The organism is Halomonas sp. NCCP-2165, from assembly GCF_023708045.1.
GTDB classification, from domain to species: Bacteria; Pseudomonadota; Gammaproteobacteria; order Pseudomonadales; family Halomonadaceae; genus Bisbaumannia; species Bisbaumannia pacifica.
On record NZ_BRCY01000012.1, the window covers coordinates 51,927 to 67,058 of the forward strand.

12 protein-coding genes are annotated in these 15,132 nt (G+C 68.6%); 7 read left to right on the forward strand and 5 right to left on the reverse strand.

Translation table 11 applies throughout. From position 1 onward, the window contains the following. Nucleotides 1–6 precede the first annotated feature (6 nt). The 4 genes from NFU04_RS08230 to NFU04_RS08245 are packed head-to-tail and all read left to right on the forward strand — an operon-like array spanning nucleotide 7 to nucleotide 4,167. Nucleotides 7–816, forward strand: a complete 810-nt coding sequence (locus tag NFU04_RS08230) for an SDR family NAD(P)-dependent oxidoreductase (protein WP_251309011.1) — start codon at nucleotides 7–9, stop codon at nucleotides 814–816. Continuing rightward, entirely contained in the window at nucleotides 813–2,135 is a 1,323-nt protein-coding gene (locus NFU04_RS08235) for an NAD(P)/FAD-dependent oxidoreductase (RefSeq protein ID WP_251309012.1), read from the forward strand. The genes NFU04_RS08230 and NFU04_RS08235 overlap by 4 nt, the downstream gene beginning before the upstream one ends. After that, a complete protein-coding gene (locus NFU04_RS08240; RefSeq protein ID WP_251309013.1) occupies nucleotides 2,132–2,902 on the forward strand; it encodes a DUF1365 domain-containing protein in 771 nt (256 codons plus the stop codon). The genes NFU04_RS08235 and NFU04_RS08240 overlap by 4 nt, the downstream gene beginning before the upstream one ends. Beyond that, the gene (locus NFU04_RS08245) at nucleotides 2,899–4,167 is read left to right on the forward strand and encodes an SAM-dependent methyltransferase (protein ID WP_251309014.1); all 1,269 of its coding nucleotides are present in this window, start codon (nucleotides 2,899–2,901) and stop codon (nucleotides 4,165–4,167) included. Before NFU04_RS08240 ends, NFU04_RS08245 begins: the two co-directional genes overlap by 4 nt. A gap of 134 nt (nucleotides 4,168–4,301) precedes the next feature. Here the strand turns inward: NFU04_RS08245 and NFU04_RS08250 are convergent, their stop codons facing one another. Next, nucleotides 4,302–6,182 (reverse strand): putative bifunctional diguanylate cyclase/phosphodiesterase, encoded by a 1,881-nt coding sequence (locus NFU04_RS08250; protein WP_251309015.1) that lies wholly within the window; start codon nucleotides 6,180–6,182, stop codon nucleotides 4,302–4,304. A gap of 185 nt (nucleotides 6,183–6,367) precedes the next feature. On the opposite strand from NFU04_RS08250, the gene fabA reads away from it, so the two are divergent. Both fabA and fabB read left to right on the forward strand, forming a co-directional pair. Further along, a complete protein-coding gene (gene fabA / locus NFU04_RS08255) occupies nucleotides 6,368–6,883 on the forward strand; it encodes a 3-hydroxyacyl-[acyl-carrier-protein] dehydratase FabA (protein WP_251309016.1) in 516 nt (171 codons plus the stop codon). A 13-nt stretch (nucleotides 6,884–6,896) separates the two neighbouring features. Then, the gene (fabB, locus tag NFU04_RS08260; RefSeq protein ID WP_251309017.1) at nucleotides 6,897–8,114 is read left to right on the forward strand and encodes a beta-ketoacyl-ACP synthase I; all 1,218 of its coding nucleotides are present in this window, start codon (nucleotides 6,897–6,899) and stop codon (nucleotides 8,112–8,114) included. A gap of 78 nt (nucleotides 8,115–8,192) precedes the next feature. Here fabB and NFU04_RS08265 read toward each other — a convergent pair whose 3' ends face one another. The 4 genes from NFU04_RS08265 to NFU04_RS08280 form a co-directional block, all read right to left on the reverse strand. Continuing rightward, on the reverse strand, nucleotides 8,193–8,969 hold the full coding sequence (locus NFU04_RS08265; protein ID WP_251309018.1) for a lysophospholipid acyltransferase family protein: 777 nt from the start codon (nucleotides 8,967–8,969) through the stop codon (nucleotides 8,193–8,195). Further along, nucleotides 8,966–9,835 (reverse strand): sugar nucleotide-binding protein, encoded by an 870-nt coding sequence (locus NFU04_RS08270; protein WP_251309019.1) that lies wholly within the window; start codon nucleotides 9,833–9,835, stop codon nucleotides 8,966–8,968. Before NFU04_RS08270 ends, NFU04_RS08265 begins: the two co-directional genes overlap by 4 nt. A gap of 37 nt (nucleotides 9,836–9,872) precedes the next feature. Continuing rightward, nucleotides 9,873–10,499, reverse strand: a complete 627-nt coding sequence (ssb, locus tag NFU04_RS08275; protein WP_251309020.1) for a single-stranded DNA-binding protein — start codon at nucleotides 10,497–10,499, stop codon at nucleotides 9,873–9,875. A gap of 78 nt (nucleotides 10,500–10,577) precedes the next feature. Continuing rightward, nucleotides 10,578–11,954: an MFS transporter gene (locus tag NFU04_RS08280; RefSeq protein WP_251309041.1), complete on the reverse strand. Its 1,377-nt coding sequence runs from the start codon at nucleotides 11,952–11,954 to the stop codon at nucleotides 10,578–10,580. Between the two features lie 217 nt (nucleotides 11,955–12,171). On the opposite strand from NFU04_RS08280, the gene uvrA reads away from it, so the two are divergent. Beyond that, nucleotides 12,172–15,033: an excinuclease ABC subunit UvrA gene (gene uvrA, locus NFU04_RS08285; RefSeq protein ID WP_251309021.1), complete on the forward strand. Its 2,862-nt coding sequence runs from the start codon at nucleotides 12,172–12,174 to the stop codon at nucleotides 15,031–15,033. The last annotated feature ends 99 nt before the right edge of the window (nucleotides 15,034–15,132 follow it).

The following is a 15,132-nucleotide window of genomic DNA, read 5'->3' on the forward strand; positions in this document are numbered from 1 at the left end:
GGAGCCATGAGCGATTCCAAGACGACACGCCGCATCTGGTTGACCGGGGCCACTTCCGGGATCGGCCTGGCCCTGGCCCGCCGACTGCTCGAGGCGGGCCACCGGGTGGCGCTGAGCGCCCGCAACCCCGAGGCCCTGGACGAGCTGGCCGCTCCCTACCCCCAGGCGCTCTGCCTGCCCCTGGACGTGAGCGACCGGGAGGCGGTACGCGAGGCCGCCAGCCGCCTCGAATCGGCCTTCGGCGGCCTCGACTGGGCCATTCTCAACGCCGGCACCTGCGAATACCTGGATGCCCGGACCTTCGACAGCGCCCTGGTCGAGCGGGTCTTCGCGCCCAACCTCTTCGGCGCCATCTACTGCGTGGAGGCGGCCCTGCCCCTGCTGCGCCGGGCCCGCCGCGAGGGCGCCCCCCCCTTGCTGGCCGCCACTTCCAGCGCCGCCGCCTACCTGCCGCTGCCCCGCGCCGAGGCCTATGGGGCGTCCAAGGCGGCGCTCAGCCATTTCCTGGCGTCCCTGCGTCTCGACCTGGACGCCGAGGGCATCGACGTCAGCCTGATCCACCCCGGCTTCGTGCGCACGCCGCTCACCGACCGCAACGACTTCCCCATGCCATGCCGTGTCGAGCCGGAGGCCGCCGCCCGAATCATCGTCGCCGGCCTGGAGGCGCACCGCCTGGACATCCACTTCCCGCGTCGCCTCACCCTCTGGCTCAAGCTGCTGGGCCTCCTGCCCGTCGGCCTGAGGCATCGAATCGGCAGGCGCCTGAGTCGCGCCCCGGCTCACTCACCGGACTCATCAGCGGAGCGCCGCCCATGACCACCCGTTTCGCCCCCGAGGCGCCCCAGCATATCGCCGTGGTCGGCAGCGGCATCGCCGGCATGGCCGCCGCCTGGTACCTCTCCGGCCGCCACCGGGTCACCCTCTTCGAGGCCGAGGAGCGCCTCGGCGGCCATACCGCCACCATGGACATCCGCCTCGATGGCCGCGACTACGCCATCGACACCGGCTTTATCGTCTTCAATGACTGGACTTACCCCCACTTCCGGCGCCTGCTGGCCCGCCTGGGGGTGGCCTCCCAGCCCACCGAGATGAGCTTCTCGGTGCATGAGCTCGGCGTCGACTTCGAGTACAACGGCCATACCCTGGGGTCGCTCTTCGCCCAGCGCGGCAACCTGCTGCGGCCGCGCTTCTATCGGCTGCTGGCGCAGATCCTGCGCTTCAATCGCCAGGCGCTGCGGGACCTGGAGCGGGGGGAACTGCCCGCCGACCTGACCCTAGGCGACTACCTGACGGCCAACGGCTACGGACGCGACTTCCAGCACCGATACCTGCTGCCCATGGGTGCCGCCATCTGGTCGGCCAGCCTGGGGGACATGCGCGACTTCCCGCTGGTCTTCTTCCTGCGCTTCTTCCGCAACCATGGCCTGCTGTCGCTCAATGACCGCCCCCAGTGGTACACCCTGGTGGGGGGCTCGCGCAGCTATATCCCGGCACTCACCGCCCCCTATGCCGAGCGAATCCGCCTGGCCACCCCGGTCAGGGGCATCCGTCGCCGAGCGGATGGCGTCCAGTTGCGCTCCCCGGCGGGACTCGAGCATTTCGATCAGGTGGTGCTGGCCTGCCATGCCGATCAGGCCCTGGCGCTGCTGGAGGATCCCAGTCCCGCGGAGCGCCAGGTGCTCTCCGCCCTGCCCTATCAGGACAACGCGGTGGTCTTGCATACCGACACGCGGCTGCTGCCGCGTCGCCGGCGCGCCTGGGCCAGTTGGAACTACCGCCTGGATGGTCGCGGCGAGGCGGCGCGGGTCTCGGTGACCTATGACATGAATATTCTCCAGCGCCTGGAGGCGCCGCACACCTTCTGCGTGACCCTCAACGACACCGCCAGCATCGACCCGGCCAAGATCCTCGGTCGCTACCGCTACGCCCATCCCCAGTTCACCCTGGCCGGCGAGGCGGCCAAGGCGCGCCACGCCGAGATCTCGGGCCCCGTGCGCCACACCCATTTCTGCGGCGCCTACTGGCGCAATGGCTTCCATGAGGATGGCGTCTGGAGCGCCCTGCGCGTCGCCGAGGCGCTGGGCTGCCAGGAAGCCGACGCCCCCCGGCGCGAGACGCTCGAGGGCCTGGCATGATTCCCGCCGACCGGCTGCGCTCACGCATCTACCGGGGCGAGCTGCGCCATCGCCGCTTTTTGCCCCGTCGCCACGCCTTCACCTATCGGCTGTGGATGGCCTGGCTGGACCTGGCCGAGTTGCCCGAACTCTTCGACGGGGTGCCAGGGTTCAGCGCCCGCGGTCCGGCCCTGGCGCGCTTTCGCCGCGAGGACTACCTGGCCCCCCACGACCTGCCCCTGGCGGAGGCGGTGCGCCGCGCCCTGCGCGAGCAGCTGGGCGAGGCCCCCGACGGCCGCATCTGCGTGCTTACCCAGTTGCGCACCCTGGGCAGCGGCTTCAACCCCATCACCCTCTACTACGCCTACGACGCCGCGGACGAGCTGCGCGCCCTGCTCGGCGAGGTAAGCAATACCCCCTGGGGCGAGCGCACCACCTATGCCTGCCGGGTCACGCCGGGGCGTCACCAGCACCGGGCCGAGTTCGCCAAGGCGATGCATGTCTCCCCCTTCAACCCCATGGACATGACCTACCGCTGGCGCTTCAACGCCCCCGGGGAGCGCTTGCTGATGCATATGGAGAACCACCGGGCGGGGGAGCGTCACTTCGATGCCACCCTGACCCTCGGCGCCCGCCCCGCCACCCGCGGCGCCCTGCTGGCCGCCCTGGCCCGCCAACCGCTGATGAATCTCAAGACCCGGGCCGGCATTCACCTGGAGGCCCTGCGCCTATGGCTCAAGGGCGTCCCGGTGCATGACCACCCCCAGCGCAAGGAGACCTCCCAGTGAACACATGGCGCACCGCCGAAGACCGCCCCGCCCCGAGCCGCGACGACCGCCTGGGGCGCTGGCTCAAGGATCGCCTGCTGCACCAGCTGGATCGGCTGGAGGGCGGCCAATTGACCCTGGTGGAGGCGGATCGCCGCCGGCTCCTGGGGCGCGGAGGCCCGCTCCAGGCCACCCTGGTGATCCGCGACCCACGGGCCTGGCGGCGCCTGGCCCTGGGCGGGACCCTGGGGGCCGCGGAGGCCTATATGGACGGCGACTGGGAGTGCGACGACCTGGTCAGCCTGGTGCGCCTCTTCGCCAGCAACCTGGAGCGGGTCAATGGCGAGATCGAGACCGGCAGCGCACGGCTGGGGCGCTGGCTGCTCGGCGCCCTGCTCCGGCTGCAGCGCAACAGCCTCGCGGGCTCCCGGCGCAATATCGCCGCCCACTACGACCTGGGCAACGCGCTCTTCGCCACCTTCCTGGACCGGCACCACTGGATGTACTCCAGCGCCGTCTTCCCCCACCCCCAGGCGAGCCTGGAGGAGGCCTCGACCCACAAGCTCGACCTGCTGCTGGAGCGTCTGGACGTGCGCCCCGAGCATCACCTGCTCGAGATCGGCACCGGCTGGGGCGGCCTGGCCATCCATGCCGCCAAGACACGCGGCTGCCGGGTCACCACCACCACCATCTCCGAGGAGCAGTACGCGCATGCTGCCAGACGCATCGCCGAGGAGGGACTGGAAGAGCGCATCACCCTGCTCAAGCAGGACTATCGCCAACTGGAGGGACGCTTCGACCGCCTGGTCTCGGTGGAGATGATCGAGGCGGTGGGCCATCAATACCTGGAGACCTACCTGGCGACCCTGGATCGCCTGCTCGGCGACGACGGCCTGGCCATCCTCCAGGCCATCACCATCCGCGATCAGCGCTTCGAGGCCGCCAAGCGCGAGATGGATTTCATCAAGCGCTATATCTTCCCCGGCGGCTTCTTGCCCTCCCATGGCGCCATCCTCGACGCCATGCGCCGCGCCAGCTCCCTGAACGTGCTGGCCCTGGACGAGATCGGCCCCCACTATGCGCGCACCCTGCGCGAGTGGCGCCAGCGCTTCGAGGCCAACCTCAAGCGAGTCCGCGCCCTGGGCTACGACGAGCGCTTTATTCGCATGTGGCGCTACTATCTCTGCTACTGCGAGGGGGGCTTCCTGGAGCGCAGCATCGGCACCTGCCATCTGCTGCTGGCCAAGCCGGGGGCGCGCCCCGCGCCTATGGTCGGGCAGCCCTGATAAACCCCGGGATGACCTGGCGACTATGGCTGAATTCGGGGGCCGGCTCTGCTGGTGGCTGTGTCGACGCCTGGGGTCGAGCCTCACCCCGCACGGCACGACGAGGCGCGCGGGGCCTTGATCAACCCGCCTGATCAACCTGCCTGGATCGCCTCTGACAGGGTAGCGGAGGCCGGAGGCGGCCCGGGCGGAGGTGGAGGCGGCGTCAGCCAGGCCGCCTCCACCTCCGCCGCCGGCTGCGGCCGCGAGAACATGAAGCCCTGCACCATGGGGCAACCATGGCTGGCCAGATACTCCAGCTGCGCCTTCTCCTCGACCCCCTCGGCGACCACCTCCAGGCCCAGGCCCTCGGCCATGGCCAGCACCGCGGCGACGATGGAGGCATCGGCCGGATCCTCCGGCAGGGAGCGCACGAAGGCGCGGTCGAGTTTGAGCTTGTCCACCGGCAGGCGCTTGAGGTAACTCAGCGAGGAGTAGCCGGTGCCGAAATCATCGATGGCGATCTGGTGGCCCCGCTCCTGCAACACCGCCAGGCGCGGATAGATATCCCCCGCCCGCTCGTCGAGCAGCACCGACTCGGTCAGTTCCAGCCCCAGCAGCCGGGGCGGCACCTTGAACTCGGTCAGGCAGGCGGCCAGCTGCGCCTCCAGGTCCCCCTGGATCAGCTGCAGCGCCGAGATATTGACCCACACCGGGACCGCCGGCATGCCGGCGCGCCGCCAGCTGGCCAGCTGCCCCACCGCCTGCTCGATGACCCAGCGCCCCAGGGACACCATCAGGCCATGGCGCTCCGCCAGAGGGATAAAATCCGCCGGCGAGACCATGCCCAGCTCCGGGTGACGCCAGCGCAGCAACGCCTCGAAGCCCACCAGCCCGCCGTTGTCGATGCGATGCTGGGACTGATAGAAGAGCTCCAGCTGGGTGCCGGTGGCCAGGGCGTTGCGCAGGGCGTTGACCAGCGCCAGCTGGTGATCCCCCGCCACGTCCAGGGCCGGCCGGAAGCGCTGATGCTGATTGCGGCCATGACGCTTGGCGGTATAGAGCGCCGACTCCAGGCGCTGGAACAGCACCCCGGAATCGCGCCCATCCTCCGGGCCCCGACAGCTGCCGATGGTGATCCCCAGGCGCAGGGTCTGCCCCTCCAGCTCGAAGGGCATGCCCAGGTGTTCGCGCAGCTCCTCGACCCAGCGATCATGGTCATCGAAGGTGGTGGTACGCATCACCAGGAACTCGTCGCCGCCGATCCGTCCCACCACCCCGCCGGCCACCTGGCGCGCCAGGCGCTGGGCGAAGTTGGCCAGCAGGCGATCGCCCTTGTCGACGCCCAGGGCATCGTTGACCGACTTGAAGGCATCGATATCGATCAGCGCCATGTCCAGCGTCTCGCCGGCACGCAGGGAGCGCAGCCGCGAGCCCATCAGGTCATGCAGGCGCCGGCGGTTGGGCAGGCCGGTCAACGGGTCCTCGAAGCCGATCCGCTGCAGGTCCTGCTCCCGGGCCTTGTGGCGGGAGATATCGGTGAACAGGGAGACATAGTGGGTGATGCGCCCCTTGGCATCGGCCTGCACCTGGACCCGCAGCCATTCCGGGTACTGATCGCCATGCTTGCGGCGACTCCATACCTCGCCCTCCCAGCGCCCCTGCCCCTGGAGGGCCTGACGGAAGCGCTCATCGAAGGCCTTGTCCTGACGCTCGGAGGCGAGCATCGACATCGGCTTGTCCAGTACCTCATCGACGCTGTACCCGGTGATGCGGGTAAAGGCGGGGTTGATGGCGACGATACGGTTATTGGCATCGCAGATCACCACGCCATCGGCGGAGAGCTGGAGGGCACTCTCCAGCAGCCGACGACGCTGCCCCTCCCGACTCACCTGACGCCACAGGTCCATCAGGCCCAGCAACATGATGACCATGGCCACCAGGCGCAGCCACAGGTTGGGCAACCAACCGATGACCGACATGGCGATCAGGCCGCCCCAGATCAGGGGACGGTCGAGCGTAAAACTAGGCCACATAGGATCGACCCGGAGATTGAAAGAGTGTGATGGCAGGCGCCACCCGTTAGGAAAAGCTATCGGCGCTTGATGAGCAAGCTTTAATCTGCTTTCGTCGCAACGTGCAATCGCCGCCGCCGGAAAGTAGAATGCCTAGTGCCGTGATGCATGCGGCCTATAAAAACTGCGACTCTCGGAACGACTCTGTGATCAAGCAACACTCCTTCAGCCGCGATGAGCTGCTGGCATGCAGCCAAGGTGAACTCTTCGGCCCGGGCAATGCCCAGCTGCCGGCACCCAATATGCTGATGCTCGACCGTATCACCCGTATCCACGAGGAGGGCGGTGAGCACGGCAAAGGCGAGCTGATCGCCGAGCTCGATATCCATCCGGACCTGTGGTTCTTCGATTGCCACTTTCCCGGCGACCCGGTGATGCCCGGCTGCCTGGGCCTGGATGCCATGTGGCAGTTGGTCGGCTTCTACCTGGGCTGGCTGGGTCACCCGGGCCGCGGTCGTGCCCTGGGCTGTGGCGAGGTGAAGTTCACCGGCCAGATCCTGCCGGATGCCCAGAAGGTCACCTACCGAATCAATATCAAGCGCATCATCACCCGGCGCTTGATCCTCGGCATCGCCGACGGCACCGTGTCCGTCGACGGCCGTGATATCTATCAGGCCAACGACCTGCGCGTCGGCCTGTTCACCTCCACCGCGAATTTCTGACCAGGAGGCTCCCATGCGACGAGTGGTAGTCACCGGCTTGGGCATCGTGTCCTGCCTCGGTAACGACCGTCATCAGGTGCTCGAGGCGCTCCAGACCGGGCGCTCCGGTATTCGCTTCAAGGATGAATACGCCGAACGCGGCTTCCGCAGCCAGGTGGCCGGCGCCGTGGATATCGACCTGGACGCCCTGATCGACCGCAAACTGCGCCGCTTCATGGGCGACGCGGCCGCCTACGCCTATGTCTCCATGGCCCAGGCCATCGAAGACTCGGGCCTGACCCCGGAGATGGTCTCCAATGAGCGCACCGGCCTGATCGCCGGCTCCGGCGGCGCCTCCAGCGCCAACCAGGTCGAGGCCGCCGACGTGATGCGCGAGAAAGGCCTGCGCCGGGTCGGCCCCTACCGGGTCACCCGCACCATGGGCAGCACCGTCTCCGCCTGCCTGGCGACCCCCTTCAAGATCAAGGGCGTCAACTACTCCATCTCCTCCGCCTGCGCCACCTCGGCCCACTGCATCGGCAACGCCGTGGAGCAGATCCAACTGGGCAAGCAGGACGTGGTCTTCGCCGGCGGCGGCGAGGAGGAGCACTGGACCCTGTCGTGCCTCTTCGATGCCATGGGCGCCCTCTCCACCCAGTACAACGAGAGCCCGGAGCAGGCCTCCCGGCCCTACGACCAGGCCCGTGACGGCTTCGTCATCGCCGGCGGCGGCGGCATGCTGGTGCTCGAGGAGCTGGAGCACGCCAAGGCGCGCGGCGCCACCATCTATGCCGAGGTCGTCGGCTATGGCGCGACCTCGGACGGTCATGACATGGTCGCCCCCTCCGGCGAGGGCGCGGTGCGCTGCATGCGCCAGGCCATGGCCGGCGTCGATGGCCCCATCGACTACATCAATACCCACGGCACCTCCACGCCGGTGGGCGATGTGGCCGAGCTCAAGGCGATCCGCGAGGTCTTCGGCGACACCACCCCGGCGATGAGCTCCACCAAGTCGCTGACCGGCCACTCCCTGGGCGCCACCGGCGTGCAGGAGGCGATCTACTCGCTGCTGATGATGGAGAACGATTTCATCGCCGCCTCCGCCAACGTCGAGACCCTCGACGACCAGGCCGACGGCTTCGATATCGTCACCCAGCGTCGCGACGGCGTGGCGGTCAAGCGAGTGCTCTCCAACAGCTTCGGCTTCGGCGGCACCAACGCCTGCCTGGTGCTGGAGAAATTCGAGGGCTAAGGCCTCCTCGCCCCGACACAAGAACGGCGCCCCCTGGGGCGCCGTTCTTGTAGGTCGCGAGTCGTCTCGCCTAGCCGGTCACTCCTGTACCCTGGCCGTGGACTCGGCCCCCTTGGGCGCGGACTCCGCCGGCTGCGGCCGCGGCACTTCGGAGATCTCCGCCAGGCGCGCCTCGATCCAGGCCTCGGTCTCCACCAGCACCTCCTCGGGCGTGCGCCCCGCGGTGTCGATGGGCTCCCCCACCACCAGGCGCAGGGTCCCCGGGTTCTTGACCCAGTGACGCCCCGGCCAGCGCTCCCCGGCGTTATGCGCCACAGGCACCACCGGCATCCCGGCACGACAGGCGATCACCGCCCCGCTCTTGTTGTAGCGCTTGCGCTGGCCCGGGGCCACCCGGGTGCCCTCGGGGAAGATCAGCACCGAGAGCCCTTCCTCCAGGCGCCGCTTGCCCTGGCTGAGCACCTGCTTCATGGCCCGGGCCGGCTTGGAGCGATCCAGGGCGATGGGGTGCAGCAGGCGCAGCCCCCAGCCGAAGATGGGAATCCGCAGCAGCTCCCGCTTGAGCACCGTGCAGACCGGCGGCTTGAGGATCTGCAGGTAGATGGTCTCCCACTCGCACTGGTGGTTGGCGAGGATCACGCAGGGGCCCGACGGCAGGCGGTCGCGCCCTTCGATCTCGTAGCGCACTCCGCAGGCCAGCCGGAACCAGGCCAGGATAAAGTGGTTGTAGAGATTGAGCAGACGATAGCGATCCCGTAACGGCAGCAGCGGGGCCAGCGGCAGGAAGAGCACCCCGCTGACCAGCATGGCCAGGAAGTAGCCGGCATAGAAGAGCAGGCTGCGCGCCAGGTTCATGCTTCCACCTCCTGGCGTGCCTTGCACCAGGCGTCGAGCATCAGCCCCACCTCCAGGCGCCAGGGCTTCTGGTGCACCCCGAAGGCCTCCAGCACCCGGCGACAGTTGAGCACCCGGCGCAGCGGCTGGTCGTGGTGGTGATTCAGGGCCTTGATGGGCCCCAGGGCCACCGACTCCCCGAGCCCCGCCAGGCGGGTCTCCAACTGGGTACGCACCAGGGAGGCGAAGGTGTAGGCACTGACCGGCTCGGTCCCCGCCAGGTGATACGCCCCCCAGGCGTCGGCGCCGCAGTGCTGCTGCTGGAGCATGCCGAGCAGGGCCATGGCCGCGGCGTCCGCCGAGGTCGGGCAGAAGATCACGTCCTCGGCGGCACGAATCTCCTCCCCGGCCATCAGGCGCTCGAGCAGCTCACCCAGCCAGGCATGGCCGCCGTCCAGGGCGAACAAGGGCCCCAGGCGCACAATCAGGTGGCGCGGCAAGCCCTCGCGAATGCGATCGCCGGTGGTGATCAGGCGGCGCAGGCTCTCGTCCCGGGGCGCCGGAATCACATGCTCGTCGATGGCGGTCTCATGGCCGTCCTCGTAGAGCTGATCCGAGACGCACCAGACCAGGGGCACCCCCGCCTCGGCGCAGGCCGACAGGCAGGACTCCACCGCCTCGGCATGGGCCTGCACCGCCGCCGGCTCGGCGCTGATCGGCTGCGCCATGGGGGGAATCACCAAGGCATCCGGAGCCACCTCGGCCAGCCGTGCGGGACTCAGTTCGAGCCCCGGCTCTATCACCAGCTCGGTATCGCCGCGCCGGCTGGCCAGGCGCACCAGCGCCAGGCTCAGGCAATGCCCGGCATCCAGGATCAATAGCTTCACTCAAGCGCCTCCGCTGCCCATCGATGTGCTGCGTTGCTTAGAACGGGATCTCGTCATCGAAGTCGTCGAAGTTGCCCGGGTTGGGCGCGCCATAATTGTTGCCCTGACCGCCCTGGGCCGGGGGCTGCTGGGCCGGCGGCTGCTGCGGCGCCCGTTGGGGTTGCTGCGGCGGCTGCTGACCATAGCCCCCCTGCTGGGGTGCGGGCTGAGGAGCCGGCTGCTGGGGGGCATTGCCATAACCGCCGGCCTGACCGCCATAGCCGCCCTGCTGGGGCATGCCGCCACCATAGTTGCCCTGCTGCTGATAGTCCCCGCCCTGGCCACCACCGCGGCTGTCGAGCATCTGCATGTCGTTGGCGACGATCTCGGTGCTGTAGCGGTCCTGGCCGTCCTGGCCCTGCCACTTACGAGTCTGCAGGCGCCCCTCGATATAGATGCGCGAGCCCTTCTTGACGTACTGCTGGGCGATCTCCGCCAGCTTGTTGAAGAGCACCACGCTATGCCATTCGGTACGTTCCTGACGCTGGCCGCTCTGGCGGTCGGTCCAGCTGTCGGTGGTGGCGATACGCAGGTTGGCCACCGGGTTACCGGAAGGCAGGAAACGCACCTCCGGATCCTGTCCCAGGTTGCCGATCAGGATGACCTTGTTGACACCACGGGCCATAGTTGACTCCTCGATTGCGGGGCGCCCACGGGCACCCACCTCGGTTCGGGTAGGCTCCGCCCCGGAGGGCGGAGTCGCTTACTCTTCTCGTTTCCCGGCCACTCGGGCCAGGGCCTCGCTGTCGAGCCGCTGGCGGTCCACCTTGAGATAAGCGACCCGCTCCTCCGGCACGACCAGTACGTCCTCGACGCCGGCCACTTCGGCCAGGCGCTCCATCAATGAATCCAGGGCGTCCTGGGGCTCGTCGCCCAGGGCCACCACCTCGCTGGAGAGGTGCGGTGGCGGCGCCATGCCGGCGATCACCCCCAGCCATAGCAGGCCGATCAGGGCCGCGCCATAGAAGACCGCCTCCAGCCCGCCCCACTGCACCAGGGCCCCGCCCAGGACGCCACCCAGGAAGGCCCCCAGGAACTGCCCGGTGGAGTAGACCCCCATGGCGGTGCCCTTGGCACCGGCGGGCGCCAGCTTGCTGAGCATCGACGGCAGGGTCGCCTCGAGCAGGTTGAAGGCCACGAAGAAGCCCAATAGCCAGCCCAGCAGGCCCCAGCGCCCCTCCCCGGCCAGGCCCAGCCCCAGGCTGCATAGCCCCAGCCCGGCCACCGCCAGCAGGAACATCGTCTTCATGCGGCGGCGCTTCTCGGCGATGATCACCAACGGCACCATGCCGACGAAGGCCAGCCCCATGATGCCAAGATAGACCCACCCATGATGCTCGACCGCCAGGCCCGCGTCGAGCAGGCGCAGGGGGATCGCCACGAACAGCGCCATCAACAGCAGGTGCAGGGCGAAGATGGAGAAGTCCAGGCGCAGCAGGTCGCCACGGCCCAGCACGCTACGCAGTTGGGCGCGGTCCAGCCCCACGTCGCGATGGCGGCGCTGCGGGGCCCGAGGCACCAGGCCCCAGAGCACCACCAGCCCCACCAGCGACAGGGCGGCGGTGACCCAGAAGATCGCCCCCAGGCCGAAGGCCGCGGCCAGCCAGGGGCCCAGCACCATGGCCACCGCGAAGGCCACGCCGATGGAGAGGCCGATGCTGGCCATGGCGGCGGTGCGCACCTCCTCCCGGGTCTGGTCGGCCAGCAGCGCCATGATGGCGGCGGCCACGGCGCCGCTGCCCTGCAGGCAGCGCCCCAGGATCACCAGGGCGATGCTGTCGGCGCTGGCCGCCACCAGGCTGCCGAGCAGGAAGAGCAGCATGCCGAAGGCGATCACCGGCTTGCGCCCCAGGCGATCGGAGAGCAGCCCGAAGGGAATCTGCAGGATGGCCTGGGTCAGGCCATAGCCCCCCAGGGCCAGGCCGATCAGCAGCGGCGTGGCCCCCTCCAGCTCGCCGGCATAGAGGGCCAGCACCGGCAGCACCATGAACAGGCCCAGCATGCGGGTGGCGTAGAGGCCGGAGAGGCCGACGATGGCACGGCGCTCGGTGGCGCGTAACAGGCGAGAGACCATGCGAATAGCGAATTCCAGGAAGCGGTAGCGACGGCAGGGCCGCCGTCGTGGAGGCCCATATTCTAGCGGCTCGCCCCCACCGGGGGAAAGCACGAGGCCATAGCCGTAACACGGAAATAGCCAAGGGGCGCTAACCGTCGATGCCAGCCCGGCGCCGGGCGGCTTTGCCGGGGCTTCGGGGCAGGCCGTATAATCGAGGTTTTGCACGCACCGCGAGGTGGTAATGGACAGGATCCTGGTGAGGGGCGCACGCACCCATAACCTCAAGCATATCGACGTCGACCTGCCCCGCGACAAGCTGATCGTGGTGACCGGCCTCTCCGGCTCCGGCAAGTCGTCGCTGGCCTTCGACACCCTCTATGCCGAGGGACAGCGCCGCTACGTGGAGTCCCTCTCCACCTATGCCCGGCAGTTCCTGTCGATGATGGAGAAGCCCGACGTCGACCATATCGAGGGGCTCTCGCCGGCGATCTCCATCGAACAGAAGTCCACCTCCCACAACCCGCGCTCCACCGTGGGTACCATCACCGAGATCTACGACTACCTGCGCTTGCTGTTCGCCCGCGCCGGCACCCCGCGCTGCCCGGAGCATGGCGAGGCCCTGGAGGCCCAAACCATCTCGCAGATGGTCGATCAGGTGCTGGCCCTGCCCGAGGGAAGCAAGCTGATGCTGCTGGCCCCGGTGGTCTCCGGCCGCAAGGGCGAACACCTGCAGTTGCTGGCCGAGCTGCGCGCCCAGGGCTTCGTGCGCGCCATGATCGACGGCCAGGTGCTGGAGCTGGACGACCTGGCGCCCCTGGACAAGAACAAGAAGCACGATATCAGCGTGGTGGTGGACCGCATCAAGGTCCGCGAGGGGCTGGCCCAGCGCCTGGCGGAGTCCTTCGAGACCGCCCTCAACCTGGCCGACGGCGTGGCCATGGTGCACTTCATGGAGGGCGAGCGAGAGGATATCGCCTTCTCGGCGCGCTTCGCCTGCCCGGTGTGCGGCTACTCCATCTCCGAGCTCGAGCCGCGCATGTTCTCCTTCAACAACCCGGCCGGCGCCTGCTCGAGCTGCGATGGTCTGGGTGTGCAGCAGGTATTCGACCCGGAGAAGCTGATCAGCCATCCGGAGCTGTCGCTCGCCGAAGGGGTGATCAAGGGCTGGGATCGCCGCAGCGTCTACTACTTCAACCAGCTCCAGGCGGTGGCCGCTCACTACCGCTTCGAGCTGGAGACCCCCTGGCAGGAGCTGGCCCGCCACGAGCGCGAGGTGATCCTCCACGGCAGCGGTCATGATCCCATCGCCTTCGACTACGTCGGCGACCGGGGCCGCCGGGTGACCCGGGAACACCCCTTCGAAGGGGTCCTGCCCAATATACAGCGCCGCTACCGGGAGACCGAGTCGAATTCGGTGCGCGAGGAGCTGGCCCGCTATATCGCCGTCCAGCCCTGCCCCAGTTGCCACGGCTCGCGGCTGCGCAAGGAGGCGCGCCACGTCTATATCGACGAGCGCACCCTGCCGGAGATGGTGCGCCTGCCCATCGGCGAGGCCTGGGACTACTTCCGCCGGCTGACGCTCGAAGGGCGTCGCGGCGAGATCGCCGTGAAGATCGTCAACGAGATCCATGCCCGCCTGGAGTTCCTGGTCAACGTGGGCCTCGACTACCTGACCCTGGAGCGCAGCGCCGAGACCCTCTCCGGTGGCGAGGCCCAGCGCATCCGCCTGGCCAGCCAGATCGGCGCCGGCCTGGTGGGCGTCATGTATATCCTCGACGAACCCTCCATCGGCCTGCACCAGCGCGACAACGACCGCCTGCTCAAGACCCTGGAACACCTGCGCGACCTGGGCAACACCGTGATCGTGGTGGAGCACGACGAGGACGCCATCCGCGCCGCCGATCATGTGCTGGATATCGGCCCCGGCGCTGGCGTCCACGGCGGGCGCATCGTCGCCCAGGGCACCCCGGACGAGGTGACCGCTAACCCCGATTCCCTGACCGGCCAGTACCTGGCCGGCACCCGACGCATCGAGGTGCCGCCCTACCGGATTCCCGGCAACCCGCAGAAGGTGCTGCGCCTCACCGGCGCCACCGGCAACAACCTCCAGGACGTCACCCTGGAGCTGCCCCTGGGGCTGCTCATCTGCGTCACCGGGGTCTCCGGCTCCGGCAAGTCGACGCTGATCAACTCGACGCTGATGCCCATCGCCGCCCGGGAGCTCAATCACGCCACCACCCTGACCCCGGCGCCCTACGCCGGCATCGAGGGGCTCGATCGGCTCGACAAGGTGATCGATATCGACCAGAGCCCCATCGGCCGCACCCCGCGCTCCAACCCGGCCACCTACACCGGCATCTTCACGCCGATCCGCGAGCTCTTCGCCGGCACTCAGGAGGCCCGCTCGCGGGGCTACAAGCCGGGGCGCTTCAGCTTCAACGTCAAGGGCGGACGCTGCGAGGCGTGCCAGGGCGAGGGCATGATCAAGGTGGAGATGCACTTCCTGCCGGATATCTATGTGCCCTGCGACGTCTGCAAGGGCAAGCGCTACAACCGCGAGACCCTGGAGGTGCAGTACAAGGGCAAGTGCATCGACGAGGTGCTGGGCATGACCGTGGAGGAGGCGCTGGAATTCTTCTCGCCGGTGCCGGCCATCGCCCGCCGCCTGCAGACCCTGATGGACGTGGGCCTCTCCTATATCCGCCTGGGGCAGAGCGCCACCACGCTGTCCGGCGGCGAGGCCCAGCGGGTCAAGCTGGCCCGGGAGCTGGCCAAGCGCGATACCGGCAAGACCCTGTATATCCTCGACGAGCCCACCACCGGGCTGCACTTCGAGGATATCCGCCAGTTGCTGACGGTGCTCCACCGGCTGCGCGACCACGGCAATACCATCGTGGTGATCGAGCACAACCTGGACGTGATCAAGACCGCCGACTGGCTGGTGGACCTGGGCCCCGAGGGTGGCTCCGGCGGCGGGCGCATCATCGCCGAGGGCACCCCGGAGCGGGTCGCCGAGATGGAGGTCTCGCATACCGGGCGCTTCCTCAGGCCACTGCTGGAACGCGCCAAGGCCCTGAAAGCCAAGACCGAGGCCACGGCCTGACAGCAAGCTGGAAGCTGGATAGTAGCCTGATGTGAATCGCCCCCATGGCAAGGCCATGGGGGCGATGTGCCTTCCGGCGTCACGCTGATCTGCGAAGAG